The organism is Bradyrhizobium cytisi (assembly GCF_008123515.1).
Taxonomy (GTDB): Bacteria; Pseudomonadota; Alphaproteobacteria; order Rhizobiales; family Xanthobacteraceae; genus Bradyrhizobium; species Bradyrhizobium cytisi.
Genome location: NZ_VSSR01000005.1, coordinates 122529 through 148609 on the forward strand (window position 1 = coordinate 122529; position 26081 = coordinate 148609).

Annotated in this window: 17 protein-coding genes and 1 pseudogene; 12 read left to right on the top strand and 6 right to left on the bottom strand. The window is 61.3% G+C overall.

All coding sequences use genetic code 11. From position 1 onward, the window contains the following. The first annotated feature begins 28 nt into the window (after nt 1-28). Entirely contained in the window at nt 29-1288 is a 1260-nt protein-coding gene (locus tag FXB38_RS02430; RefSeq protein ID WP_148749177.1) for a polysaccharide biosynthesis/export family protein, read from the top strand. Between the two features lie 236 nt (nt 1289-1524). Further along, complete coding sequence (locus tag FXB38_RS02435) at nt 1525-2181, top strand: helix-turn-helix transcriptional regulator (protein ID WP_148749178.1); 657 nt, start codon at nt 1525-1527, stop codon at nt 2179-2181. A gap of 159 nt (nt 2182-2340) precedes the next feature. Here the strand turns inward: FXB38_RS02435 and FXB38_RS02440 are convergent, their stop codons facing one another. Further along, nucleotides 2341-3765, bottom strand: a complete 1425-nt coding sequence (locus FXB38_RS02440; protein ID WP_148749179.1) for an HlyD family type I secretion periplasmic adaptor subunit — start codon at nt 3763-3765, stop codon at nt 2341-2343. Nucleotide 3766: 1 nt separating this feature from the next. Then, nucleotides 3767-5873: pseudogene (locus FXB38_RS02445) on the bottom strand (type I secretion system permease/ATPase); the annotation flags it as partial. An 820-nt stretch (nt 5874-6693) separates the two neighbouring features. Here FXB38_RS02445 and FXB38_RS02450 point away from each other — a divergent pair. The 7 genes from FXB38_RS02450 (at nt 6694) to FXB38_RS02480 (ending at nt 16355) form a co-directional block, all read left to right on the top strand. Beyond that, nucleotides 6694-7992 carry a glycosyltransferase gene (locus FXB38_RS02450; RefSeq protein WP_148749180.1) on the top strand — a complete coding sequence of 433 codons (1299 nt, stop codon included), beginning with the start codon at nt 6694-6696 and terminating at the stop codon, nt 7990-7992. Beyond that, nucleotides 7977-8882: a hypothetical protein gene (locus FXB38_RS02455; RefSeq protein WP_246229610.1), complete on the top strand. Its 906-nt coding sequence runs from the start codon at nt 7977-7979 to the stop codon at nt 8880-8882. Before FXB38_RS02450 ends, FXB38_RS02455 begins: the two co-directional genes overlap by 16 nt. Before the next feature lie 215 nt (nt 8883-9097). Further along, on the top strand, nt 9098-10504 hold the full coding sequence (locus tag FXB38_RS02460; RefSeq protein ID WP_148749181.1) for an O-antigen ligase family protein: 1407 nt from the start codon (nt 9098-9100) through the stop codon (nt 10502-10504). Between the two features lie 33 nt (nt 10505-10537). Beyond that, nucleotides 10538-12514: a tyrosine-protein kinase domain-containing protein gene (locus tag FXB38_RS02465; protein WP_148749182.1), complete on the top strand. Its 1977-nt coding sequence runs from the start codon at nt 10538-10540 to the stop codon at nt 12512-12514. After that, a complete protein-coding gene (locus tag FXB38_RS02470; RefSeq protein ID WP_148749183.1) occupies nt 12511-14037 on the top strand; it encodes a hypothetical protein in 1527 nt (508 codons plus the stop codon). Before FXB38_RS02465 ends, FXB38_RS02470 begins: the two co-directional genes overlap by 4 nt. Nucleotides 14038-14090: 53 nt before the next feature. Next, nucleotides 14091-14915 carry a hypothetical protein gene (locus FXB38_RS02475; protein ID WP_148749184.1) on the top strand — a complete coding sequence of 275 codons (825 nt, stop codon included), beginning with the start codon at nt 14091-14093 and terminating at the stop codon, nt 14913-14915. A gap of 57 nt (nt 14916-14972) precedes the next feature. Further along, a complete protein-coding gene (locus tag FXB38_RS02480) occupies nt 14973-16355 on the top strand; it encodes a lipopolysaccharide biosynthesis protein (protein WP_246229612.1) in 1383 nt (460 codons plus the stop codon). A 50-nt stretch (nt 16356-16405) separates the two neighbouring features. Here FXB38_RS02480 and FXB38_RS02485 read toward each other — a convergent pair whose 3' ends face one another. Then, nucleotides 16406-16918 carry a DsrE family protein gene (locus tag FXB38_RS02485; RefSeq protein WP_148749185.1) on the bottom strand — a complete coding sequence of 171 codons (513 nt, stop codon included), beginning with the start codon at nt 16916-16918 and terminating at the stop codon, nt 16406-16408. A 269-nt stretch (nt 16919-17187) separates the two neighbouring features. On the opposite strand from FXB38_RS02485, the gene FXB38_RS02490 reads away from it, so the two are divergent. The 3 genes from FXB38_RS02490 to FXB38_RS02500 are packed head-to-tail and all read left to right on the top strand — an operon-like array spanning nt 17188 to nt 20830. Then, nucleotides 17188-19146, top strand: a complete 1959-nt coding sequence (locus FXB38_RS02490) for a coiled-coil domain-containing protein (RefSeq protein ID WP_148749186.1) — start codon at nt 17188-17190, stop codon at nt 19144-19146. A gap of 44 nt (nt 19147-19190) precedes the next feature. Then, complete coding sequence (locus tag FXB38_RS02495) at nt 19191-20213, top strand: TAXI family TRAP transporter solute-binding subunit (RefSeq protein ID WP_148749187.1); 1023 nt, start codon at nt 19191-19193, stop codon at nt 20211-20213. Continuing rightward, nucleotides 20210-20830: a type VI secretion system-associated protein TagO gene (locus FXB38_RS02500; RefSeq protein ID WP_187434614.1), complete on the top strand. Its 621-nt coding sequence runs from the start codon at nt 20210-20212 to the stop codon at nt 20828-20830. Before FXB38_RS02495 ends, FXB38_RS02500 begins: the two co-directional genes overlap by 4 nt. Before the next feature lie 57 nt (nt 20831-20887). On the opposite strand, the gene FXB38_RS02505 is transcribed toward FXB38_RS02500, so the two are convergent. The 3 genes from FXB38_RS02505 to FXB38_RS42525 all read right to left on the bottom strand — a co-directional run bounded on the left by FXB38_RS02505 (nt 20888) and on the right by FXB38_RS42525 (nt 25599). Next, the gene (locus tag FXB38_RS02505) at nt 20888-22390 is read right to left on the bottom strand and encodes an HlyD family type I secretion periplasmic adaptor subunit (protein ID WP_246229614.1); all 1503 of its coding nucleotides are present in this window, start codon (nt 22388-22390) and stop codon (nt 20888-20890) included. Further along, a complete protein-coding gene (locus tag FXB38_RS02510; protein WP_148749189.1) occupies nt 22387-24213 on the bottom strand; it encodes a type I secretion system permease/ATPase in 1827 nt (608 codons plus the stop codon). Before FXB38_RS02510 ends, FXB38_RS02505 begins: the two co-directional genes overlap by 4 nt. A 204-nt stretch (nt 24214-24417) precedes the next feature. Continuing rightward, nucleotides 24418-25599: a calcium-binding protein gene (locus FXB38_RS42525; RefSeq protein WP_187434615.1), complete on the bottom strand. Its 1182-nt coding sequence runs from the start codon at nt 25597-25599 to the stop codon at nt 24418-24420. Nucleotides 25600-26081 lie beyond the last annotated feature (482 nt).

A 26081-nucleotide genomic window follows, 5' to 3' on the forward strand; every position in this document is an offset into this window, starting at 1 on the left:
CGATGCTCGATTATGCAAGGAGATCGCTATGGGCGACACCAAGGGCGTCAGGACGTTCAGCCGCATCTCGATTGCCGGCTGGATGGCGATAGTTCTGCTCGCCAGCAGCCCGTGCTTCGCAGCACAGTATAGGCTGGCGGCGGGTGATACCGTCGAAGTGTCGATCGGAGGTGCGTCGGAACAACGTCACCGGGCGCAAATCCAGATCGACGGCACGATCGCTCTTCCCGGAATCGGCACGGTCGAGGTCGCGGGCCTGACTACGGCCGAGTTACAGAGCCGGATGGAAACGTTGCTGCAGTCGAAGATATTGCGGCAACGGCTGCCAGACGGGCGCGAACAGGCAATCGTCGTCGTGCCTGGCGACGTGATCGCGAGCGTGGTGGAGTATCGTCCCATTTACGTTACCGGTGACGTTCTGACGCCCGGACAGTTGGCATACAGGTCCTCGATGACCGTGCGCCAGGCTGTCGCGGTTTCCGGCGGTTACAGCCTGTTGCGTTCCCGCAATCAGCCCGGCGCCAACGATCCAGCGGATCTTCTGCGCGACTATCAGTCCTTTTCCACGGAGTACGTGAAAGAGTACTTCCATATCCTTCGTGTCGATGCCGAACTTGCAGACAAGGAAACCTTCGATCAGACGCCGCCCCAGGACATCTCTTTGCCGTCATCTGCAATCGTTCCGATCGTGCAGGCTGAGGCAGAGTCGCTAAAGACCGCCCAACGCGACTATCGCAAGGAGCGGATGTTTCTGGAAAACGCCGTAAAGCAAGCGGACGGACAGTTCGCGGCGCTCAGTAAGCAGCAGGAAGGCGAAGAAAAAGGCGTGCAGGCGGATGAGGAAGAACTCGATCGCGTCGTGAAGCTGTTCGGTTCGGGCTCCCTACCGAGTCCCCGCGTCACTGAAAGTCGACGTGCCCTTCTGCTTTCATCGACGCGCCGTCTGCAAACCATGGTCGAGCTCATGCGTCTCCAACGCCAGCGCGAGGATTCCGCCCGGCAGATCGATCGCGCCGCAAGCCAGCGCTCGATCACGTTGCTTCATGAGCTGAGGGATTCCAACGTCCACATAACCGACCTGCGCATCAGAATGAGGTCGTTAGCGCAGAAGCTGCAGCCCGTAAGCGGAAGCGCGGCGGTACCAGCGGGAACAGGTGACCTAAAGCCCCAGGTCACCGTCGTACGAAAGTCCGGCCAGAGTTGGGAAAAGATCGTCGCAACCGAAGATTTCGACCTGGAACCAGGTGACGTCATCGAAATCGCGTTGCACGCCCCGGGCGGCTCATAACGCCACCGGCTTAAACGTGTATCGCACCGACCCGCAGAGCCTCCACCGGGGCAGTCAACAAGCGATCTCCGCCTACCCCGCGTGAGCCTCCTCCGCTTCCCCGAGAACATCGGCTGGATTACTCCCAAGTTGACCTCCTAACTCCGATTCAACGTTTACAACGCGCCCGCCAATTGGAGAATGGTCGTCAGATATCGTTCATTTGAACGAGCCGGTAGACGAAAAGGGCGCATCGAATGCTGAACTTGACCCAGAGCAGCTCGGTTGCATCGCGTTACCAATCCAGGGAGTCCATTTTCAACATTTCCAACCGTGCTCCTCCAATCCTCTCCAGTGACCGTCGGTCCGACGTGCGCGATGAAATGTACGCAGCCCTTGGCCGTATCGGCTGCGCGCACATCTTGCTCAAACACAACCGTGTGGTCGAGGTGAGCCCGACGGGCCAGGCCATACTGGAGCGCCGTTGTGGATCCGCTCTGGATACGAGATCGCTGTCCGGCGCTGTAAGGGAACTCGTAAAATGCGCGGGCGTCGAAGTTCCTGCGGGTTCGATGGCGTGGCTGGCAACGTCCTCCCGCGAAGGCATAACGAGCCTGGTCAATCAGATAGCCAATGTCTGGTCGGACGACACCTGCGCCATCGTCCTGCTCGACCTCGATGCTCGTCCGGAGCCGTCGCCCCGAACGCTGCAACGCTTGTTTGGCCTCACGACCGCTGAGATTCATGTCGCCATCGAATTGGCACGCGGCGGCAATTTGCTCGACATTGCCCGTTCTCAACAGTTGAGCCGAACGACAATCCGCTCCCATCTCGCGTCGCTGTTCGTCAAGACACAGACGCGGCGCCAAGTGGAGCTTGTCTCTCTCTTGGGACGTATCGCCCTGATACCTTAACTACATTACTTCCGTTTCCGACCTACTCTGCTGCCGAGGGGCGCATCCAAGCGATGATCGTCGTGAGGCCACTCTCCGGCGAGTTTCACCGGCATGGCCCTGGGGCGCCGCCCGACGGCCAAAGAGGCTTGCTCATCCATCCTCAGAGCCTCCTGGCCGCTATCTTTCCCGTAATATTTCCTGATTGTAGCGCGTCAACGGTGAGAGCAGGTAGCTGATGATGCGTCGCGAACCCGTCCTGATCTCGACGGTCACCGCCATTCCGGGCGACAGCTGGACGGTCCGACCCTCTATCTCCATCGAGGTACGGTCGAGGCTGACGCGGGCCGCATAGATCAGCTCCTGCCCTTTCGGCTCGCTGGACGCGATCTCCGTTCCGCCGGACTGATCCCTCGCCCCGTCCTCACGCCGATCACGTATGATTGCATCCCGTGAAACGCTGAGCACCCGACCATTCAGCAGGCCATAGCGGGTAAAATTGAAAGTATCGATCTTGATTGCGACAGTCTGCCCCGGAACGACAAAGCCAATATCTCGGTTCGATATCAGCGCCTCAATCTCGAAATCCGGATTCAATGAAACTACGGCCGCCAGTGTTTGCGCCGGTGTGACCACGCCACCGATCGTGTGCACCGCCAGCTGCTGCACCACGCCATCGACCGGCGCGGTGAGAATCTGCAGCTTCGCCTTTTGCTCCGCCTTGATCATGTCCTGAGCGAGACCGGCGGCCCGCTGTTCGGCCTTGGACAGATCGTCATAGAGCGCTCGCCGGAACTCCGCTTCCGCTTTGGATCTGGCCTGCGCGAGACTCGCCGTCGCGGCCTCCGCTTCGCGGAGCCGACTCTGCTGGACCAGAACGTCATGCTGTTGGCCGACCAGTTCCTGAGCCTCGGTCAGGTAGGTGATCTTGGACCCGATCGCCTTGTCGTAGAGATATTTGCGAACGTTCACACGCTCCTCGAGGAGGGGGATGGTTGCATCGAGTTTGGATATCGTCGCCGCGATGGTCTCGCTCTCAGCCTTTTTCTGTCCCAACTGCCTGTCGAGCTCCGACAGCCTTGTGCTGTGCTCTGCCATCTGGCTGGCCAGGAACTGACGATGCAGCTCGATCGCCTGCTGGCTGGCTCCTATCGGAGGGGCGAACGCCGCCATCGGATCGCCGGGTGCCAGCGCCGCGCGCAACCTGGCACTGTCAAGCTGCGTAGCAACCAGGTCGCTCTTCACGTGATCAAGTTCGGCGGCAGTGATAGTTGGATCCAGTTCGATCAACACGTCACCCGCCTTGACCATCGCGCCGTCCCTGACGTGAATCGCGCGCACCACCCCCGTTTCCGCCGGCTGGATTACTTTGGTTCGGCCATTCACCACGATCTTGCCCGGCGCGGTCGCGACAACATCGACCTTGGAAAGCGTCGCCCAGACCATTGTGACGCAAAACAGCAAGATAATGACCATGCCGGTGGCGCGGCCGACCGGCGACGGCGGCCTCTCGAGAACCTCCAGCGCGGCTGGGAGAAAGGCGGTCTCCTCTTCGCGGCGCCGGCGGCGATCCGGGAACGGAACGATGCTTCTAGCGATGGTCATTGATCCCTGCCTGGAGCAAGTGCAAGTTTGCATAGCGCCCGTTCGAGCGGATCAACTCATCATGGGTGCCGTCCTCGACGATCCGCCCGCGATCGATGGTGATGATCCGATTTGCTCGTCGTACCGTGGAGAGCCGATGGGCAATGATAAAGACGGTGCGCCTCTCGCAAATGCGTCGCATGTTGTCCTGGATGATGCGTTCGCTCTCATAGTCGAGGGCGCTGGTGGCCTCATCGAAAATTAAAATACGAGGATCATTGACCAGCGCGCGGGCAATCGCGATCCGCTGCCGCTGGCCACCCGAAAGGCTGCAGCCGCGCTCACCGACGATGGTATCGTAGCCCTCAGGTAGCTCGAGTATGAACTCGTGTGCTCCAGCAAGGATGGCCGCATCGATGATCCGCTGCATCGGCATGGCAGAATCGGCAAGCGCGATGTTCTCGGCCACGGTTCGGTTAAAAAGCACGTCCTCCTGCAGAACGACGCCCACCTGCCGTCGCAGCCAGGCGGCATCGGTCAAGGCGAGATCAACACCATCGACGAGGACACGGCCACTTTCCGGCACGTACAGCCGCTCGAGGAGCTTGGTCAGCGTGCTCTTGCCCGAGCCGGACGGACCAACAATGCCGACGACTTGGCCTGCCGGAACATGGAATCCAATGTCGTGCAGCGTCTCAGGACCGTCGGTGCGATAGCGGAATGTAACGTGATCGAATGTGACGGCGCCCGTGATCGGCGGGAGCACGGCGCGCCCTATGCCGACAGTCGGCTCCGGCCGCGTATTAAGGATATCGCCCAACCGATCGATCGAGAGACGAACCTGGTGGAAGTCCTGCCAGATCTGGGCGATGCGCAAGACAGGCATGTTCACGCGGTTTGCCAGCATATTGAAGGCCACCAATTCACCGACGGTCAGGCGACCGTCGATCACCAACTTCGCGCCGAAGAACAGGATCGCAACCGTAACCAGATGGCTCACCAATTGCACCGCCTGACTTGCGACATTTCCAAGACTCACAACGCGAAAGCTCGCGGAAACATAGGCAGCGAGCTGTTCCTCCCAGCGCCTGTTCATCTGGGGCTCAACGGCCAGGGCCTTCAACGTCTGCACGCCCGTTATGCTCTCGACCAGGAAGGCCTGATTTTCTGCGCCGCGACGGAATTTTTCATCCAGCCTCTGACGGAACAGCGGCGTCGCAATGGCCGAAATGCCGATGTAGAACGGAAACCCTCCCAGAACGATCAGAGTGAGCATCGGCGAGTAAACGAACATCACCGCAATGAAAACTGCGGTGAACATGAAATCGATAATGAAAGTCAGCGCGGAACTCGTCAGAAAGTTGCGGACATTTTCCAGCTCCTGAACGCGCGCGACCGAGTCGCCGACCCGTCGGGTTTGAAAATACATGAGTGGTAATGACGCCAGATGGCGGTAGAGGCGGGCGCCTAACTCGACGTCGATGCGGTTGGTAGTATGAGAAAAGAGGTAAGTGCGTAACGCGCCCAGCACTGCTTCGAACACGGCGATCACGGCCAGACCGATCACCAAGACTTCCAGCGTACTGATCCCGCGGTGGACGAGCACCTTGTCGATCACAACCTGAAAGAATAGCGGGCTGACGAGGGCGAATACCTGGAGGAAGAAGGAAGCGAGCAGAACCTCCCCGAGCAGGTGCCGATATTTCCGAATTGCACCGAGAAACCAGGTAAAGTCGAATCGGCGAGACNNCGGAAAGCGACGCCCTGCGCGCCATCAAGACCATGCGGCCATCCCAGAGCTCCTCGAATTCGGCACGACTGAGTTTGCGCGGACGGGGGTCCGAGGGACACTGAACCAACACCTCGTCCCCGTCCGCCTTGCCGACCAGGAGGAAGCCGCCTTGATTAAGCACGGCGATCCCCGGCAAGGGTATGCGCGCAAGCCGTGCCCAATCGGTCTTAATCGTGCGCGCCTTGAGGCCGAAAGCCTTCGCACAGCGCACCATCTCCGTCACGCCGATGTTACGTGTACCCAATCGGTGACAGAGTTGCTCCTTGTCGGCTGCAATGCCGTGCAACCTAAGCAACAAGACGAGGGCAAAGGGCGCCGACTTCTCTGGAGACGCCATTTCTTGGATATCCCGCATGTGGTTCGCCAACATCTCGCGATCAATAACATCAGATCCGGCAGCAACCCGAGTGGCCATTTAAGGTCCTCGTCTCGCGCTCGATCCGGCGAGCGCTGGTTGCTCGTGAAGCACGTCTTGCAGTGAAGTCGGCTCCTGCGGTCGCGACTCTAACCGTGCTCACGGGATACCCGCGCGGCAAAAACGCGGTACATGTGCAGTTTCATTAGGCCCTAATAGGTAGCCCAGAAGGTCAAGCGCCCGCACCGGGACGGCGTCATCGACAGGCCGCCGCTCGGTGGCGCAGCGGGAGACTCTGTGGCGAACAATTGTCCGGCCAGAGAGGCGAACTGTGAGGTAATCCAAAGGGGGTACCGAAACGATGGCCGCATCATATAGCCTCACCTGCCGGCCGGGCATCGATCGAGTACAGCCTTATCAAATCCATTCCCGCCGCAAGCGCGCGATCGTCCTGACGCAGCATCGCAACGCGCCGCCGCCGATTGCGCGAGTGGATCGTGTGGTTACCCCTTTATTCAGATACGATCGCAAATGTGCCGTGATAATAGTGGATTCCCGACAACCCTCTCGGTTGAGTGGCTAAATTCACGCTTCCCTGAGCGTGTCGGCGCTTTCGAGCGGATACCATTTTTCGGTTTCCGATTGATGGATGGGCCGCGGCGCCGTTCAAGTGGGCTGCGATCCAATGGATGAATTGACGAGATCCTGTCTCGGCGGACGGGCTGCCGGCATTTGCCAAGACGTGGGCGATTGAGAGCGGGCGATTGAGACGTGGGCGATATCGAATAAGGGAGCTTTGCGAATGTTGAAGCTAGGGCTGAGCGGCGATCAAAGATACGGCTCTCATCTCCCTGATAACCACCCAAGTGGGACGTCGACGGCCCGACGCGATCCGCTGCAGCCCCATCTTCTTTATATCGGGGGCGAAGATCATCATCTGCGCATTCCGGCGATGTGCGCGCTGCGCGACCACGGCTTCCGCATAACAGCCGTGGCGAGCGGCGACCCAGCTCCATTTGCGCAAGCAGGCATCCGCTATCGAGACTTCCAGTTCAACCGGTTCGTAAACCCGCGGGCCGACTGGGCGGCGATCAAAGGCCTTACGAAAATCCTGGTCGAGGAGCAGCCTGATCTCGCGCAAAGCTTTGACACCAAACCCTCGATATTTCTGCCTTTGGCTGCGCGGAGCGCTCCTGGTGTGCTGGCCATTCGTACGATTAATGGACGCGCCTTTCTCTATTCATCTCGCTCCCCTCTCGCCCTGACACTACGTCCGGTTTATCGCGCGCTCCACAAGCTCGCGGCTCGCACCGCTGCCGCTACGGTATTCGAGATCGGTGACGACCGCGCATTCTTCGAGCGTCACGGGATCGCCGGCAAGATGCCCGTTCTGATTCGAGGTGCGGGCGTCGATGTCGAGGGGTTCGATCGAGCACTGAGCTCAGGACCCTCGCCAGCTCAGCTCCGCCAAGAACTCGGGCTTGGCGACGCCGAAGTCGTGATTACGGTGACGCGGATGACCAGGCAGAAGGGCATTCCGGCGCTACTCGACGCGGCTGCCCGGGTGCACGAGGTGCGTCCCGATGTACGCTTCCTGCTGGTCGGACCGCGCGAATCCGAAGGCCCCCTCGCCATCACGCAAGCCGAGATTGATCGGCATGCACCCTATGTGAAGGCGATCGGGCCGAGATCGGACATCCCGGCCCTGCTCAGGCTCGCAAATGTATTCGCGTTTCCGACTGAGTACCGTGAAGGCGTGCCTCGGGTTCTCCTCGAGGCCGCACTCGCCGGCCTGCCAACCGTGACCACGACCATGCCGGGTTGCGCTGAAGTCATCCGCGACGGATGGAATGGCTTGCTGGTGCCCCCGGGAGCGCCGCCCGTATTGGCCGCAAAGATTCTCCACTTGCTCGCCAATCGAGAGAAGGGCCTGGCCATGGCAGATCGCGCCGCCGAGTATGTCAGGAGGGAGTTCTCGCTCGCGACCGTTGTCGCTCAGCATGCGAATCTCTACAGGCAGTTGATCGATCGTGCGTCCCCAGCCCGGTTCAAGGACCGCAGCCTCGCGGCGGCGAGGGAGGATACATGCAGCGCCCTGTAGGGAAACGTGCCGCGTGCGTTACGTGGGCCGCGGTAGCAGTGCTGCTGGGGGCCGGCGCATTGCTCCTGCAGGCGCTCGTGTTCGATACGCCCACGCACGCGCAGGCCACAACCACGCTGCATTTCGCCTCCAACGGAAATTTCGACCCGGCCGGCAACTATCTTCCCGGTGCTGCCGGCTTCAATTTGGCGGACGTCAGCAGCCTGGCGCAGATGGAGGCTCTGCCGGAGGGTGTGAGGGGCCTGGTGTGGGTCGGTCAATGCAACGGCGCGGACACTAAATTCGTGGATACCGTCCGCCCATTCATCGGCCATGCGAAACTGTTCGGCTTCTATTTGATGGACGATCCGGATCCGACTGGACAGCACTTCCCGCTTTGTACGGCTGACAATCTGAAGGCGGAATCGGACTGGATCCATGCCAACGTGCCCGGCGCAAAGGCTTTCATCCTGCTCATGACGATGACGTCGTCACGAACGCCGTCCTTCAAGAACGCCTACGACCCTGCCAACTCGCATGTCGACCTGTTCGGCATCGATCCCTACCCTTGCCGGACGGAGTTGAACGGCTGCGATTACCACCAGATCGACCGCTACGTCGCGGCGGCCGAGGCCGCGGGGGTGCCGCGCGACAAGATGGTCCCGGTCTACCAAACCTTTGGCGGCGGCCGCTGGATCAATGACGGCGGAGGCCGATACGTGCTGCCGACCGCAAGTCAGATGCAGCTGATGTTGGCTCGCTGGGACGCGCTCCTGCCGGCTCCCGTTTTCGACTTCGCCTACAGCTGGGGACCGCAGAATGGAGACTGGGCCCTCGCCGGTTCACCGGAATTGCAGGCAGCGTTCTTGAGCCGCAATCGAAACCCAATCGCTTTGAACCGAATGAATTGAAGTCCGATGGAAACCGCCCGAACGCGTCGCAACCGCAAGACATGCCAGCCGGGCGAGACTTATGTGCGCCTCAAGATAAGAGCGACGGACAGGAGGTCTGGACTCCTGCCTGCTGCACCGCAAACCTTCGCGATTTTTCAGATCGTCACTCAAAGACTGCCCTCTTCGATCGAGCGGCGGTTACGGAATCGATCGACGCAGCGCGAGGTACGTCGATGATCCTGGACTTCCTGTTCGCATTCGGACTGCTGCTGACGCCCGCCTCCCAATTGCGGCTTGCGGGCTTGCCAGTCGGACCGGGCGAACTTTGTCTATTTATCTGGGTGATCCTCGTACTCGGTCGCGAAGCAGCTCGCCTTCGCTTGCTCCTGACGCCGGCTCTGTCGCGGCTACTGGTATTCTGGTCGCTGTTTGTCCTTGCGCAGAGCCTCGGAACGCTGACGGCAAAGCTCATCGGCGACGAGCACGATTCCGAATGGTTCATGCACGATGTCATGGCCTATCCCCTGTTGGCCGCCATCAGTTGCCTGAGCGTGGTCGGGCCGCACCCCCGAGCCAGGTTGCGGCGCATCACCTGGCTTCTGTGTGGACTCGGCACGCCGGTTATCGTCGCACAACTGGCCGACGCCTGGGGTCTCTACGATTTACCTTCGGTCGATCCGATGTGGTGGGATCAATTCCGAGGCTGGTCGTCGAATCCGCATCAACTTGCAGTTCTCTGCATGGTGCTTGGAATTCTATCGCTCCATCTTGCCGAAACGTCCACCACGCTCGGCTCGAGGATTGGCGCTCTCGCCTGCGCCATCATCCCAGTCTACACGGGCCGGATCACCGGGAGCGACTCGTTTACCCTCATTCTTGTGCTCGCCGGCCCGATCTTCTTGGCGTTCAAGTGCCGAATCTGGCTGTTCTCGCGAGCGCGGCAGATCAGCTTCCGTTCGGCGTTCGCCTGGGTGATTGTGCTGGCCTTGCCCGGGCTCGTGATTTCGATCGCGCCGCTGGCCTATTCGATTGCGGTCGAAGCCAGCGACCTCGCCAAATCGATGGCACGGGAAAACCCCGAGCAAACCAGAGAGAAGACGGAATTGCGATTTGAGCTTTGGAGCCAGGCCGTCAGGCGGGGAGTCCAATCCGGCATGCTCGGCCTAGGCCCTGGTCCGCATCTCGAAATTCCGAGTTCCATCGTCTCGGCAAGGAACCTGGATACGATCCACCCCCAGTTTGTCGAGCACCCCAAGCCCTCGTTCGTGCCGAACTTCGAGGCGCACAATACGATGCTCGACCTATTTACCCAGGGCGGGCTCCTGGTCGTCTTAAGCTTCGTCTGGCTCGTTGTAATGGCTTTCAAGTCCGCCTACGCGACCGGTCAAGCAGGCTTGCCGACGTTACTGTGCGGTCTCTGCATTTACGCCATCGCCACCTTCCTGCTTCGGCATCCTATCTTCTGGTTTGCAATCGCTGTCTGCCTGACCGCAGAGCCGATGCCGGCGGGCCAACTACGATCGATCGCCAGAGGCAACGCACTGCGTTGCCATGCTCGCCTCGCGAACGCATGGGGTCGATCTCTTACACGTCCGCGACCGGCATATGGCGCGAGCCAACTGGGCTCGAGGTCGAGCTAGCTGCGAGGATGGACCGATGGCAGGGAGGTACGGATGCAGTTGATGGATAAGACGGGTCTCATCGCCGACAGCATACCATTGAGGCCCGATTACGAAGGCATGCGGCAAGACGACCCGACCACGATCGCGCTCGAACCGGGCTTCCAGCAGGTGATTGGGATCCTGCGTCGGAGGAGCAAGTTCATCCTCACCATCGCCGGCGTAGGAGCGATGCTTGCCGGCATCGCCGGCCTGGTCATCACACCCAAATATACGGCGACCGCGCAGGTCGTCCAGGTTCAGGGCGGCACTTCCCTAAGTCCCGAGGCGCTCCAGCAGGCCGTCGACACTCAGGTGACCATGCTGACATCTCCCTATCACCTGCGCCACGTTCTCGACAGCTTTCGAAACGACCCAAAGTTTCGCGGACTGGCGCCCGACGTCGCAGTGGATCCGGCCATCGTGCCGAAACCTGCTCAGGCCGAGACGAGCGAGGCCGGCCCGCTAGGCCTGAATGAGCTCAAGCGACGGCTGGGTGTCTGGATTGGACCGCTATTCCATCACAGGCGAACCGACGCAGGCCTGCAATTCGACGATCTCCAGCGTCGTCTGCAGGTCCTCCAGGAACGCCGCTCACGCATCATCAACGTCACCTTCCAGTGGACGAGTCCCGAGAAAGCCGCCGACATCGTCAACCGGATCGTCGCGCTGTACGTTCAGAGCAATGCCGAGCAGCAGCGAGCCTACACCGCCGGCGAACTGGCCCGGCTTGACGAACGAATGGCGACGGTCAAGGCCGACATCGAGCGGACCAGCGCAGCTCTGCACCAGGCAATCCAGCGGCGCGCCGATGTGGGCCGCAACGCCGGCGGCGAAGAACAGGGAGCTAGCGCCGACCCACGCGAACTCGAACGCCGAACCGCCGCCAACGCACAGCTTTATGCAAGTCTTCTCCAGCGCCAGAAGGAGATCCGCGAACAGGAAGAGCTCGTCAACCCGGACGTCAGCATTCTTTCACTTGCCTCTCCGCCGTCGCGACCGAGTTCTCCGAATCCGATCCTGTTCATGCTCCCTGCCCTGATCGTCTCGCTCATCTGCGGGAGCTTCGTCGCGCTCATCCAGGAGCGCCTCGACAAATCGCTGCGCAGCGAGAAGGAAATCACCGATGCGCTCGGACTCTCCTGCATCGGTTTGGTCCCGCAAATGCCCGTGGGCCATCTGACTGACGCAGGAGACTATGTTCGGGTCGAGCCATTCTCTCCGTACGCGGAAGCGCTTCGGTCAACGGCTGCGACGTTACGTCTGGCCGAGCCAGGCCATGTGAAAACGGTCCTGATCAGCTCCAGTATCGCAGGCGAAGGGAAAACCACGCTCGCCAGGGGCCTTGCGGCTTATGTCGGCCTTCTTGGGCGGCGTGCGCTCCTGATCGGCATCGACCTTCACAGAGGCATGCGCGTTACCGAGTTCGACAACGCCGGCGAGCGACGAATCGTCGGTCTACAGAACCGATCGCTGGCGGACTCGATCCGGCACATTCCGCAGGCCGGCTTCGACTACCTCCGGATACCCGGCTATCGGCTCGACCCAATAAGTGCCATCGAACAGATGGCAGAACTCATTCGCCAACTGCGCGAACGCTACGATTGCGTGATCATCGATGGTCCGCCCGCCCTTGCAGCCATCGAGGCCCGATTGCTCCCACCGATCGCCGACAAGCTTCTCTTCGTCGTCAAATGGGGGAGCACGAGGCGGGAGGTCGCTCAGAACGCCTTGGGCCTCCTTCGCAACTGCGGGCGTTTCGACAACGAGCGCGGCGATTTTGCAGCGGCCATCGCGACACAGGTCGATCTCAAGAAACAGGCGCAATACGGTTATGGCGATGCGAGCGAATTTGCCGCCCGGGCGGCAGACGCGCCTCGCGCCGGCATACGCCAACGCTTCCTCGCAATCACCTCCTCCCTGTTTCAGTGGATGCAGGAGATCGGACTTCAAGCTGCAAGATCATTCGGCCGAAAAGGGCACGAAAGATGAGACAGGATGCCCTGCACAGAACAGACCTGACCGGCTCGACCGCCGAGAGCGCGATCTTGCCGCTGAATCTTATGGTCTTGAACGACTTTGATCGGCGCGACATCACCTACTTCTACTGGAAGAGCAGCAATCGAATTTACCGCGGGCTGACCGGCGACGGCGACCTCGATCTGCTTGTCGCAAAACAGGATCAGCACCGCGCTCAGGCGATTCTCCTCGAGCGCGGTCTCAAGCTCTTTCCCGCCGTCGCCTATCGTGACCATCCGTCGGTCCTGAGCTATCTTGGCCATGACGAACCGAGTGGGCGGATCGTGCATCTCCATCTGCATGTCCGACTGGTCGCCGGCGCCAGCCTGCTCAAGAACTACCACCTGCCGTGGGAAGAGGCCCTGGCGAAGCGAGCGATTGCTCATCCGGAGCTGCCGATCCGTATCCTGGAGCCAGTGGACGAGGCATTGCTGTTGATTGTACGCGGCTGCCTCGAGCTGAGGCGATCGGATCCAGTCGTGCTCCGCAACTGGCAGGCAATGACGCGCAAATTTGCACTTGATCGCACGGAACTCGCCGGCCGAATTCCTCGCGCGGCACTCAGAAGGCGAGCGGCTGAACTTCTGGGCGGCGATCTGGCCGACATGGTCGCCAATGCCCTTTATTGCCAACCCGCGCTGGAACATCAGCATCATCTGCGGCGGCGTATCCGAATGCACTTCGCGCCGCATCGTATCTACAACGATCTTGAGGCAGGACTGCGGAGCCTGACACGCGCCACACACCTCGTCGCCGGTTACCTGAACAAGCGCTTTCTCTGGGCACCCCGACCATGGAGCCGACGAGCCCCAGGTGGTGGGCACGTCGTGGCCGTCATCGGCGTCGACGGCAGTGGGAAATCAACCATCGTCGCGACAATCCGGCAGTGGCTCGGCGAGGAAATGGATGTCATTCCCATCTATTTCGGTACCGGGGCAGGACGCCCCTCCCTCGTCTTATGGCCACTCAAGCTGATGGTGCCTCTGGTCACGCCGTTGTTCAAGACCAAGCCCAGAGGCTCATCGCATGGCAAAATCTCGGATCGCCCTCCGAGCCGAGTGTACAGTGCCCTCATGGCGATCTGGGCGACGGCCACGGCCATCGAAAAGCGCTCCAAGCTGACGGCCGCGCATCGCGGGGCCCGCCGGGGCCTTGTCGTGGTCACGGACCGATACCCGCAGAACGAGATCGCCGGCTTCAACGAAGGTCCGCTGATGCCACGCCTGATCGGGATTCCGCTCTGGCTACGTCGGTTTGAAGCCAAAGCCTATTCACTTGCCGAGCGCCTTCCACCGGACATCGTCATCAAGCTGGTCGTTCCGCCGGAGGTTTGCGCCAAACGCGAACCCGACATGGATCCTGCCGTGATCACGCAGCGTATCGCAGCTATCCCGCGACTAGCGTTTTCCGGCGCGCGCGTCGTCTCGATCGACGCCCAACAGCCTCTAACCGATGTCATTCGCGCGGTGAAGAAGGAGGTGTGGCGGATACTCTAGAGCAAACGACAGAACTGTCCAATTTCAATCATTTCATTTGTCTGAGTTCGGATATGATCATCGAGCTTTTCGGTCCTCCAGGCGCTGGCAAGACCACTCTTGCTCGTACTCTTGCCGCACGTCTGCGCGAGCGTGACTACACCGTGGACCTCGTACTCAGCCATCGGCCGGCGGAACGCTCGCCAAGCGAGACCGTCACGCCGTCAACGCCCCTTCGGAAGATCTCCTTCACGACGCGGCGCTTGACGCGTCCGCTGGCGGAATTGGTGTCCATGATATTCCGACCGCGGGGGATTTCACGCGATCTAGGGACAGCATTGAATCTGATCAAGGTCCTTCCACCGTCGAACCCGCTCTCTTCGCTCAGGCTGCTGCAATACATGTCCAGATTATCGCACGCATGGTTTCACAGATCCGCGATCGCGCACATCGTCTTGTTCGACCAGGCGTTCGTCCAGGCGATTTGCTCTCTGACACTGCTTTGCGGCATCGCCGACGAAGCATTGATCTCGTACGCGCTGGATCTTGTTCCCGCACCGGACCTTCTGATACGCCTCGACGCGCCGACCACGCTCCTCGAGGAGCGGCTTCGCGACCGACATCATCTCGGGGGCAAGATCGAACAGCTGCTCGAGCTGGACGTGGAAACCAGCCTCAGCTCACGCAGCATCGTCGACCTCCTGCACGAATTGTTGCGCAGGAAAGGCCGGAACGTCGTGACCATATCGTCGCTCAATCAGGCGTCTCTCGCCACGGCCGTCGAACAAATGGAACGGCAGATCGTGAGCATCGTCGAGCAACAGAAGCGCGCCACGACCAAACCAGCACATGTTGAAGCGGAACTCTCGGACCATTCCCTGTTGAATCATTTTCCTTGAATCGTTTTTCGACCCGGATTTTTGGGCTCGATAGAGCCAATACTGCAAGGACAGAAAATGGAAATGCACGACCGGAGCGTTGGCCACGCGCGGATCAGACGAGTGGTGATCGGAGGAGCTGCCGCATTCTCAATCTACGTTGCCAGCGCCGGCGTAACTGCCTGCGCGCAACTCCTGATAGCCAGAATTGTCGGCGCTCACACTTACGGCGTCTACGCCTATGTCATCGCCTGGATAACCATCCTCGCATATTTCTGCGCGCTCGGCTTCGACATCGCACTGCTGCGCTTCGTGTCCGCGTATCAAACCACGGGAGCCAGCGGCCTTGCGCGAGGCGTCATCCAATACGCGGAGCGACGTTCACTTGGCATAAGCCTTCTAGTCGCGTTCATCGGGGCGGGCATTATCGAGATCTGGCCCCGGCCGTTCTCGACGGAGTTGACGAACACCTTTCTGGTCGGCTTCGTTCTCATTCCCATTCTGGCGCTGTTATGGATACGCTGCTCGATCGTCCGCGCTTTTGGCGGCGTTGTGCCGGCACTGTTGCCCGACCGCGTGGTGCGGGACGGATTACTTGTGATCATCGTCGTCATGGCCGGTCTTTTCCTCGGATCGCGCATCGAGGCACAGGGGATCATGATGGCGACCGTCGCCGGCGCCGTCGTCGGACTCGTGCTCGCCAGCCAGGCTGTTCGGAGATTGTGTCCAGACGCAATCAGGGCGGCAGAGCCCCAATATGCGCCCACAAGTTGGCGGCAGACTGCCGTGCCGTTCATGATCATCGCGGGCGCGGAAGCTCTGCTCAACCGCGCCGGCGTGGTGCTGCTCGGATGGTTCGGGGAAACCAGGGAGGCCGGAATATATAGCCTGGTCTTCAATATCGCATTCCTCGTGGCATTGCCCCGCACTGCGATCAATACCCTGTTCGCGCCGACCATCTCAAGCCTGTTCACAAGGAACGATCGGGCGACCTTGCAGGCACTCGTGACTAAGGCCGCTTTGTGGACGCTCTGTACCTCGGTGGGCATCGCGCTCGGATTGGCGATCATGGCCGAGCCACTTCTCTCCTGGTTCGGAGGGGATTTTGTGGCTGGCGCCGCCGCCCTGCGCATCTTGCTCCTGGGGCAGGTGATCGCAGCCGCCTTCGGATCTCTGCTGCTCATCATGACGATGACCGAGCACGAACGGGGGGCTGCCGTACTGCTGACCCTGAGCGCCGCCATCAACATCCTCGCCAGCATCGCATTCATCTACTGGCTTGGATTGACCGGCGCTGCGATCGCCAGCGCAGCCGCGCTGATCATCTGGCACATCGCCATGGCCTTCTTCATTTTCCGGTACCTGCGGCTGCTGCCCGGCGTCCTCGGGGTATTCCTGCCGAACCGCAAGGAAAAAGCCACGGCGCGGCCCGATGTCCGTGTAGAGGCGCCGTCCGTTTGAGATTTCGTACCTCGCCGGCGCACCACAACGACGCGCCGGCCGGCCGCGTTTCAGGGGCGCAGGTAGCTCCAACCCTGCTCCTGCAGCTCCATCAGCCGAACCACGCCGGATTTGGTGACCTTCGCCTGCGAGATCAGAGGTATCTCCTTGGCTTCGGTCCTCGCCATGTTCTCCTTGGTGTTTCCGCATGCTGAGAACGAGACTTCGGGCATGGTCTCGCTCATGGACCTGATGCGCGCTTTCACAGGCGAGGTGTCGTCTCGCAACATGTGCAACCCTGGTCCGAATGCCACCAGTTCGACCTCGACCTTCTGACCGATTTCCGAATAGTGCTGAACCGTGTTGCTGACGTTGTTCAACGCGAGGTTCATGAGCGCCGGATCATTGACGTCCACCTGGACGACGAGCCGGTGCGACTGCACACGCTTGGGACTGACGATCATCTTGGCATTGGCGTTGAGCTTAGGGCTTCCAGCTTGAGAGGCATGAGTTGTCTGGACCGCGCTCACCAGAAACGCGCCAGTAAAGGTCAGACTGGCGAAAACGACGATTGTCTTGTTCATGCTGTTTTCCCCTGAATTGTGCGGAACGCGCAGCCTGGGCTGGCCCGTCCAATCTGTTGCGAGCGGCTGCGTTGGTCAAGGAAGGCACAGCGGCAGCGCCGACGATCTACTTTATTCCCGGTACGGCGCGCCTCTACCTCCTTGTGGCTACCTATACTGCCACATCGACAGAGCACCGACCAAGGCGGTGTCATTGATGACGCCGAATGACAAGGTGCCTAAGGCTAGTCTGAGCTGTCACGATGGAGTTACAGGCAATTGCGCACGAAATGATCGGCTCGCTGAGCGGCGTTCCCCGTCCTTTCCGACAGGGCCGATCGCTTGGCGGAGATGTCGTGTGGACAGCCGCTACGGCGGCATTCCTCCTGGCACTCCTTGTCGGATTCGCGCATGGCGGCCCGCGCGACGCTATCGAGTTCGGCGTCCCGGCGGTTGAAGCCGAACGGATCAGGCAGCACGAGGCACTTGAACAGGAGCGTGATCGAGCCGACAGGCTCGCACGTGAACTGGCAAGTGTCCGAGCAGAGCTTAACGCTGCCCAGCTCGAGCGGGCGCACGCGATGGGAGCCATTGAGCTGGGGATCAGGCAGACCCACGCCCTTGAGCTGGAACGGGACAAGGTGAACAATCTCGCGCGAGACCTCTCATTCCTCGGGGCGGAGCTCGCGGCGGCCCGGATCGCAGCCTCAAAAGCGATGCAGATCTCCGCAGCAGAACCCAAGCAAGAGCCGATAGTCGCACCTGGAAGCGGCACAGAGAGCACCACGGCCGAGCTTGCGTCGCTCCGATCGGACCTCGACGTCGCGCGGAGCGCCGCGACTGAAGCAACAACGGCCCTCGCCGCCGAGGTTGCAGGGAAGCAAGCGCTCGAAGTCGAGCTGAAGCAGCAACGCGACAGATCCGAGGGGGCCGCCACCGAGCTGACTTCCGTCAGGGCCGAGCTCGAAACCGCACGGACCGCCGCCACCGACTCTTCCAAAGCCGCCGCTGCCGAAGCCACGCAAAAGCAGGCCATGGAGCAGGAACTGAAGCTGCAACGCGACAGGTCGGCTGCCGCCGCAACGGAACTGGTCACCCTGCGGACGGCGGCCAGCACAGCTCGAGCCGAGACCTCCGACGTTGCGAAGGCGGCCGCTGCAAAGTCGGAGCGGAGTGTCGCCCTGGAGAAAGAACTGGCGCAACAGCGAGATCGAGCAGATGCCGCCGTGAAGCGGCTCGCCTCCGTCCAGGCTGAGTTCGAGGCCGCGCAAACCGCTGTTATGAAGACCCGCAAAACCGAGACCGAGCAGAGGGAGGCGCTGGAACGCGAGCTAGGCCAGCAGCGAGATAGAGCAGACGAGCTCGCACGCGAAACGGTATCGCTGACGAACCAACGTGATGACGCGCGTTCCGCCACCGGAGAGGCCGCTAGGGCCACCGATGCCGCCCAGGCCGAGAACAAGAAGGCAGCAGTCAGACAGAGGGACAAGAGCGAAGCTCTCCTTCGCGAACTGACCTCCGCGCGGAAAGAGGTCGAGGAACGTTCTGCCGGCCTCGCCGCTGCCTATGCCGAGATCCTCAGGGTCACGGACCTCAACGCGACGGCTGCAAAGCAGAACGATGCCCTCGCCGGTGAGCGCAAGCGCGCCGACGATCTCGCACGCGAGCTTGCATCGGCCAGGGCCCAGCTCGCGGATACGAATGGAAAATTGGCCGCAACGATTTCGTCCGCAAATCGGCCGCCGGAGCGGACCGCACAGGAGCGTGCGCCCGTTCTCGCTCCTAACGGCGAGGGAGGAGGCCGCTCGCGCGAGCAGGACACCGCCCGGACGGTCGCCTCCAACCCACAACCTACCTCGAAACCTGGCTCATCGACATTGCAGGCGCAAACGACAAATCGCGCCCCGCCCGCGGATCCGGGTTCGAAAGTCGCCGCGGCACCGGAGCGCTCCGCTCCGGCGAGCGCGACGCCCCGTGCCCTCGCAGACGAGCAGAGGCTGCTTGCACGGGCGACTGCGTTGCTCCGGCAGGTCGACATCAGCAGCGCTCGCCAGTTGCTGGAGTTGGCTCTTGCACGCGGCAGCGCGCAGGCCGCCTTCATGCTTGCGGAGACCTATGATCCGCCCGTGCTGGAATCGTGGCGTGCGCGCGGAGTTGCGGGCGATCGGACCAAAGCGCGCGACTTGTATCAAAGAGCAAAGGCCGGCGGCATTGACGATGCAGAGGAGCGCATCAAGGCGCTGAAGTAGCGTCGCACCAGATCTCGAAGCAGCCAGACGACGGAGAACGACACATGGGCATGATCAAGTTCGCGTCCGCAATTTTATCGGCGCTGATCGGGCTGCAAATGGCGGCGAGCGCCCAGTCTGTCAGGACTCCCGCAGCGCCAGCCGCGGTACCGGCAAAGAACGCCGACATGATCGCAAAAGAGCGCATTAATGCTTGGACCGTCGGGCTCGCAGGCGGTCTCATCGAGGGTGCTCCGCTTCGACTTGCGGCGGAGATCGCCCGCGTCGTCAACGAGGAAGACAAGCTCCACGTCATCCCGATCGTGACGACCGGCGCGACGGAGAACGTCAATTCGCTGCTCTATCTGCGGGGGGTGGATGCGGCGATCATCAATACGGACGCCCTCGACGAGTACAAGGCCCAAGTCCCGTCGATCGACCGGCGCATCGTCTACATTCTCAACCTTTTTCCAGCTGAACTGCACGTCTTCGTGCGCCCCGAGATCAAGTCACTCGATGACCTCAAGGGTAAGAAGGTCAACTTCAACACGCAAGGCACAGCGGCCGCTTATTCCGGTCCGTTGATCTTCAGCCGGCTGGGGTTGAATGTCGAGAAGATGTTCATTCCCCATCAGGTCGCATTGCAGCAGATGAAGAGCGGGGAAATCGCGGCGGTTGTGTTCATCACGTCGAAGCCGGTCGATGCGTTTCTGAAGGGGCGTTGGGAGCCGGGATTCAAGTTCCTGCCGGTGGAATACGATTCACGATTCGAGGACTACTATCTCCCGTCAGCGATCGACGCGACGGACTATCCGAGCCTCGTGTCGAAAGGAGAACGCATCTCAACCATCGCGGTCCCCACCATTTTGGCAGGCTACAACTGGCCGAAACAATCCGACCGCTACGTGCGCATGGCCCGCTTCGTGGATCAGTTGTTCGGCCGGCTCGACCGCCTGCAGTCGCCTGGCTTCGATCCGAAATGGAAGGATGTGAGCCTCCGCGCCAACGTGCCCGGCCTCGCCCGGTTCGGCCCCGCACAGGAATGGCTCGATCGCTCACCGGGCGCGACGGTGGGACTGTCACGATGAAGGGCACGGTTGCCGTGGCTTTGATTACACTCGCAAGTCTAAGCCTGCCGACCCGCGCACAGGCGGGCGATGCTACCGAGCGGTTGAAGGAATGTGCCCGGTTCCAAGGAATGGAACGGCTGAAATGCGTCGACAATTTGCTGAGTGAGGCGGCAGAACCGACCACAACGGCACCACCTCGAGGGCTGGACTGGATCATCAGCGAGACGACCTCGCCGGTGGACTACAAGCCGCAGATCTCGGCGCAGACCATGGGACGTCGAGCCACGAAGGATGCCCCCTCCTCGATCGCGATCCGCTGTCGCGGCAGTCGGACCGAGCTGACAATACCCACCTCGCCATCCTGGAAGCAGCCTCCAGAGACCGAGGTGAAAGTCGTGTACCAGATCAACGACGAGCCATCCGTCGAAGAGCGCTGGCGCGCGACGGAGGGAGGCAGAAGTCTTACCTTTCAGGGTGACGCCGTTCGCCTGTTGCGCGCGATGCCGGAGGGCGGCCGGCTCCTGATCAAGGTCTACGCGGGAAAGACCCTCCCATACGAAAACACGTTTGACCTGGTCGGCCTGGATTCCGTCCGACGCAAGCTCGCGACCGCCTGCAATTGGTCGGGTTCGTGAGGAGGCGCCCCACCTGATCGGAGATCGGTTCTCTCCCTCGCTCCTCCCTCCGGCGCACTAGTTCTCCCGCATGCCGCGACGTATCGCGTCCGTCATCGGTTGTGTGAGATAGGCCAGCACGGTGCGTTCCCCGGTCGCGATGAGAACGTCGGCCATCATCCCCGGCTTGAGCTTTTCCCGGATCGTCTCGGGGAATTTTGCCACCTGCACCGAGACCTTGACCTCGTAATAGGGTTGATGCGTCGCTTCATCGCGAACCGCATCGGCTGCGATCGAGAGAACTTCGCCGACGGCGATCGGGGTGGAGCGCGCCTTGAACGAAGGAAGCCGGATTTCCGTGGGCAATCCGACCTGTACATGATTGATATCGAGGGACGACACTTTCGCCGCGACCACGAGCACGTCGTTATCGGGCACGACCTCCATCAGGACCTCGCCGGCCCTGATCACCGCTCCCACCGTATGGACTTTCAAATTCACAATGCGTCCGGAACGCGGTGCTCGCACCTCCATCCGAGCCAGAACGTCGTCAGCGGCCCGCAGCTTCTCGCGCGCGTCGGCAAGTTGCGCCCTCGTCTCGGTCAGCTTTCCGGTCGCTTCCTCCAGGACTTTCTGTCCGACCTGCTCGATCTGCAACCTCGACTCGTCGATCACGCGCCCGTAGCGGGCGATATCGGCCTCGTAGGCGCCGATCTTGCCATCGAGCTCGGACTTGCTGCGCTCGAGGGTGGCGACACGGGCGAACGCGACGATCCCCTGATCGGCGAGCGGCTTGAGCTTGGCATATTCCTGGCTCACGCTATCGAACTGCGCCCGTGTCGCCTTGCTTTGCGCATCATTTCCCTGAATCTGCCGCTGCGCCTGCGCTATGCGCTCTTCAAGAATCGATACCTCGATTTTTCGCGCGGCGCGGCGTTCGTCAAAACGCCGCTTCTGGTCGCCCATCGCGCGTTGCGCCGATGGATCGGAAGCATTCTGAGTCAGTTCGGCGGGAAACGTGATCTTATCGCGTCCTTCGGCTTCAGCCTGTAGGCGCGCCTCCTCGCCAATCGCCGAATAGACGGCCGAGCGCGCGATCCCCTCCTTCGCCCGTTCCTGGGTTGAATCGAGTCGCAACAGGACCTGCCCTTCTGCGACATGAGCGTCGCCGGTCACCATCAGACTTTGAACGATGCCGCCCTCAAGGTGCTGCACCGCCTTCTTGTCGCTCTCGACCACGACCGAGCCCGTCGCCACCACGGCGCCATCGATCGAGGCCAGGGCGGCCCAACCGCCAAACACGACGAATGTGAAGAACACGATGGCGAAGCCCCGCCTCGCTGGAGTGTGCCAATCGCCGGACGGGCCACCAGCGGCTTGCCCCGAGCCCCGCAGCGAAAGCAACGGCCCAATGGCCATCGCAAGACGAGGAAGCCGCCTTGCCAGTGACCGCAAATTGGCTATGGCGTCGGACAGGATGTGGCGCGCCCGAGGCCTGCCGCTCGCGCTCAAGCGCTTCAGAAGCTCCGTGAATTCATTTTGAGGAGAGGCTTCTTTGACCGACATCATGTTGTCCATCATTGCCTCGTCGCGTGAGCTGCGCGCACCGGCTTCGCAAGAGGCGCGTTGAGGGGAGCGCCGTCGGCGCGATGATGAGCTTCGACTTGGTGACGGTGCTCACCCGGCGCTCGCGCATCGCGATGCATCGGCGTGACCGCCTGCCCCAGCAGCACGGGAAGAAGTTCGTCGCGTGTTCCGACCCGCCCGAGGCGTCCTTCGTGCATGAAGACGATCTTGTCGACCAGGGCGAGCAGGTTGGGGCGGTGATTGATGATCACGACCGTTACGCGGTGCTTCCGGAGCGTCTGGATCGCATCTGCGAGAGCGCGGTCGCCATCGCCGTCCAAATTGGCATTCGGCTCGTCGAGCACGACCAGCACGGGCCTGCCGAACAGCGCGCGCGCCAACCCGATGCGCTGCCGCTGACCGCCCGAAAGACCGGCCCCGTTATCGCCGACGACGGTGTCATAGCCCTTCGGAAGCCGCTGAATCATGGCATGCGCGGACGCCAGTTGCGCAGCCTCGATGACCGATTCATCCGTCGCGTCGTCGCGAAAGCGAGCGATATTGTCGCGCACCGTGCCGGCGAACAGCTCGACGTCCTGCGGAAGATACCCTAGGCGTTGCCCAAGGAAATTAGGATCGAAATGCCTTGTGTCGTTCCCATCGATGCGCACGCAACCGCGGACGACGGGCCAAGAGCCGACAAGAGCCCGTGCCAGCGACGATTTCCCGGAGCCAGACTGTCCGACTACTGCAACGATCTCACCGGGGGCCAAGTGGAAAGAAACATCTGCGACCGCCGGCATTTGGGATCCGGGTACGAGCACCGTGACGGCTTCGACCGAAACCTCACCAGCCAGTGGCGGCAACTTGGTTGGCGGGCGCTCTGAAGCCCGAGTTCGAAGCGCGGCGTCGAGCCGCGCATACGACGTACGCGCGACGACGAGAGCCTTCCATTGCGATACGGCCGCTTCCACCGGTGCAAGCGCGCGCCCCATGATGAGCGAAGCCGCGAACAGAACGCCTCCCGAGATCTCCTGCTGAATTGCGAGATAGGCTCCTACTCCCATGATCGACACCTGGAGTGCCATCCGCAGGAATTTGGAGATCGCAAGGAGCGTGCCACCGCGTTCGCCCGCGCGGGCGCCGTCGAGAAGCGCCTCGCCATGTGTCGAGCTCCAGGCGTTGCGCACGGCGGGTCCCATTCCCAACGCGCGGATGGCCTCGGCGTTGCGTAGCGAGGATGTCAATCGGTCCAGGGCATGAAGGTTTTTCGACGCGGCCGCAATGAGCGGCGCCTTGGTGGCGCGCTCATTGAGGAAGGCCAGAAAGAGAATGGCAACCGCACCGGTCAAAGCGACCAAGCCAATCAAAGGATGAAGCAGGAAGCATATTGCCAGGAATATCGGTGTCCACGGCACGTCCATCAACGACGTGATCACACCACCCGACAGGACCTCGCGCAGAGTGTCCACGTCACGAAGCAGTTGGACGTGATGCGAGCTGCTCGTGCTCAGGGAATGGCCGAGCGCGGTCTCGAAGACTTCCCCGGAAAGGAGCTGGTCGAACTGCAGGCCGACTTGCACCAGGACCCGGCTGCGAAAATGCTCGAGTGCCGCATAGCTGACAAATACCGCGAGCGCGATCAGCGAGAGCAGCAGGAGGGTCATTCCGTTCCGGCTGGTCAGCACGCGGTCGTAGATCTGCATCGTGTAGAGCGGCGAAACGAACACCAGCAGGTTTATGAAGATAGATAGTCCACCGGCCGCAAGCAGGCCAGGACGTATCTGACGGAATCCATCCGCGAGCGCGGAAACCTTTGCCGAAGCGTACATGTGCATATCCGGGCGGCCCTTGGACGGGCAGCGGCAAGCAGTTGAAATTTTGCATGTGATCGAGCGCGAGCGCTCGCATTCCAACATTCCGCCTTGCGCAGAATGGCACCCCGGCCCGCGGCCACTGCGGCAGCAAGCGATCCCCTAGGCAATTCTCATACGCGGGGCGTGCCCCGCGTATGTCTCTGTTGACGAAAACGGTCTCTCAGATCAGAAGTGCCACGCGTGATGGTCAGTGTGATGACTGATCAGATCTGCCATATGAGTCGCGGCATCCGTGTGGGTCGAAGTGGCATCCGTTGCACCGCTTCCGCTCGCAGTCGCAATCGGCGTTGTGGACGTCGGAGCGATTGCCGACGAGGCTGTCGGTGCGCTCGTCGCAAGCTGCGAAAAATCGAGCCCGTGATGGTGATGATGGTGCTGACCATCGGTCGTCGTCGATGTCGAACCGCCGGACGAACTGCCGCTGGTCGAGCCCGTGGTCGTGCCACCGGTGGTCGTACCGCCGCCCGCCGCGGTACCTGTGCCGCCGCTCGAGCCAGTGGTTGTGCCACCGCTCGAACCGGTCACGGGTGTCGTGCTACCGCCCGAACTGCCCGTCGAGCTTCCGCTGGTGCCTCCGGCCGGCGTCGTGCTCGTGGCGGTGTTGTGCTGCAGAAATACGCTCTGCAACGCGGACGAGCCCTCGAGTGCCGTATCGCCGTTCTGCGAACCCCACGCATAGGCGTAGTCGAAGGCCGGATTTGGCACGGCCGCCGCCCAATGAGCGAGCATCGTCTGTTCCTGCGCGGCTGTCGGCATCACGTAGTGGCCTCCGCTGTCATCGGCCCAGTTGCCGCCGCCGAAGGTCTGGAACACCGGGACGATGTGGTCCGCCGAAATCCCCGCGGATTCGGCGGCGGTCACGGCCTTGTCGATCATGCTGTAATCGACCGTGCTCATGTCCGACCGGACCGGATACGGATCGATGCCGAATAGATCGATGTGGGTGTTGGTCGGGTTGTAGGTGTTCGCGAACGTCGGATTTTCCGAAGACCCCATGTTCATCATGGTGATGAAGGTCTTTGCGCCGGGAACGTTGGCGTGGATGTAGTCCGACTCAGCCTTGAGGTTGGCCGCCGTCACCAGCGTATTGTACTGTCCCGTCGGATCCGGCTCATCCTTGAGATAGAAGCCGTAGACTTTCGGATTTCCGATGTAGGGCTTCACTGCATCCATGAAGCTCTGGGTGACGCCGTCCCCCTGGTCAAGGTAGACCATGCCGCGCACGCCAGACGGCAATGCATTCAACTCGTCTACCGACGAAACATCGGCCAGGTTGAAGCCAGCCGCGGCTGGCGCGTAGGTACCTTGCGCATTGATGTTGTTACCTGCGGTATAGTGTAGTGTCAAATCGCTTCCCCTATCGTGGTGAGTGCCCCCAGCACCTCCAAGTCTGAGTGCAACCGGCCTCTCATTGCGGGTGAACGTATGTTTACGTTTGAGGCAGGAATCTCGGTTCGATTGGGCGGAACCAAGGGATTATTGTGCCGAAAAGTTGGGCGCTCAATTGCGCCGCAATTTGCCCGATGCATCCTTTCCAGGCGTTTCGCCAACAGCGTCAGTGGTCTGAGGTGCGACGCGCACGCGAGATGCGCCCAGTCTCCGTGCATGGCCGACGTTCACAACCTGATTGAGCTGCTCGAATCACACCGGGAGCAGACCAGCAGAACGGCCAGGCGAGGTACCTCTAATGGAGCATTCGCATCTACGATCATACCGTTCGACCTAACGCTCCGGGGGCGAGCGAAGACGAACAGCGGATAGCCGACAATACGTTGCCCGTTTCGGGTGCCGGCGATCGCGCACAGTGGTTGAAGCGAACCGAGTGGATT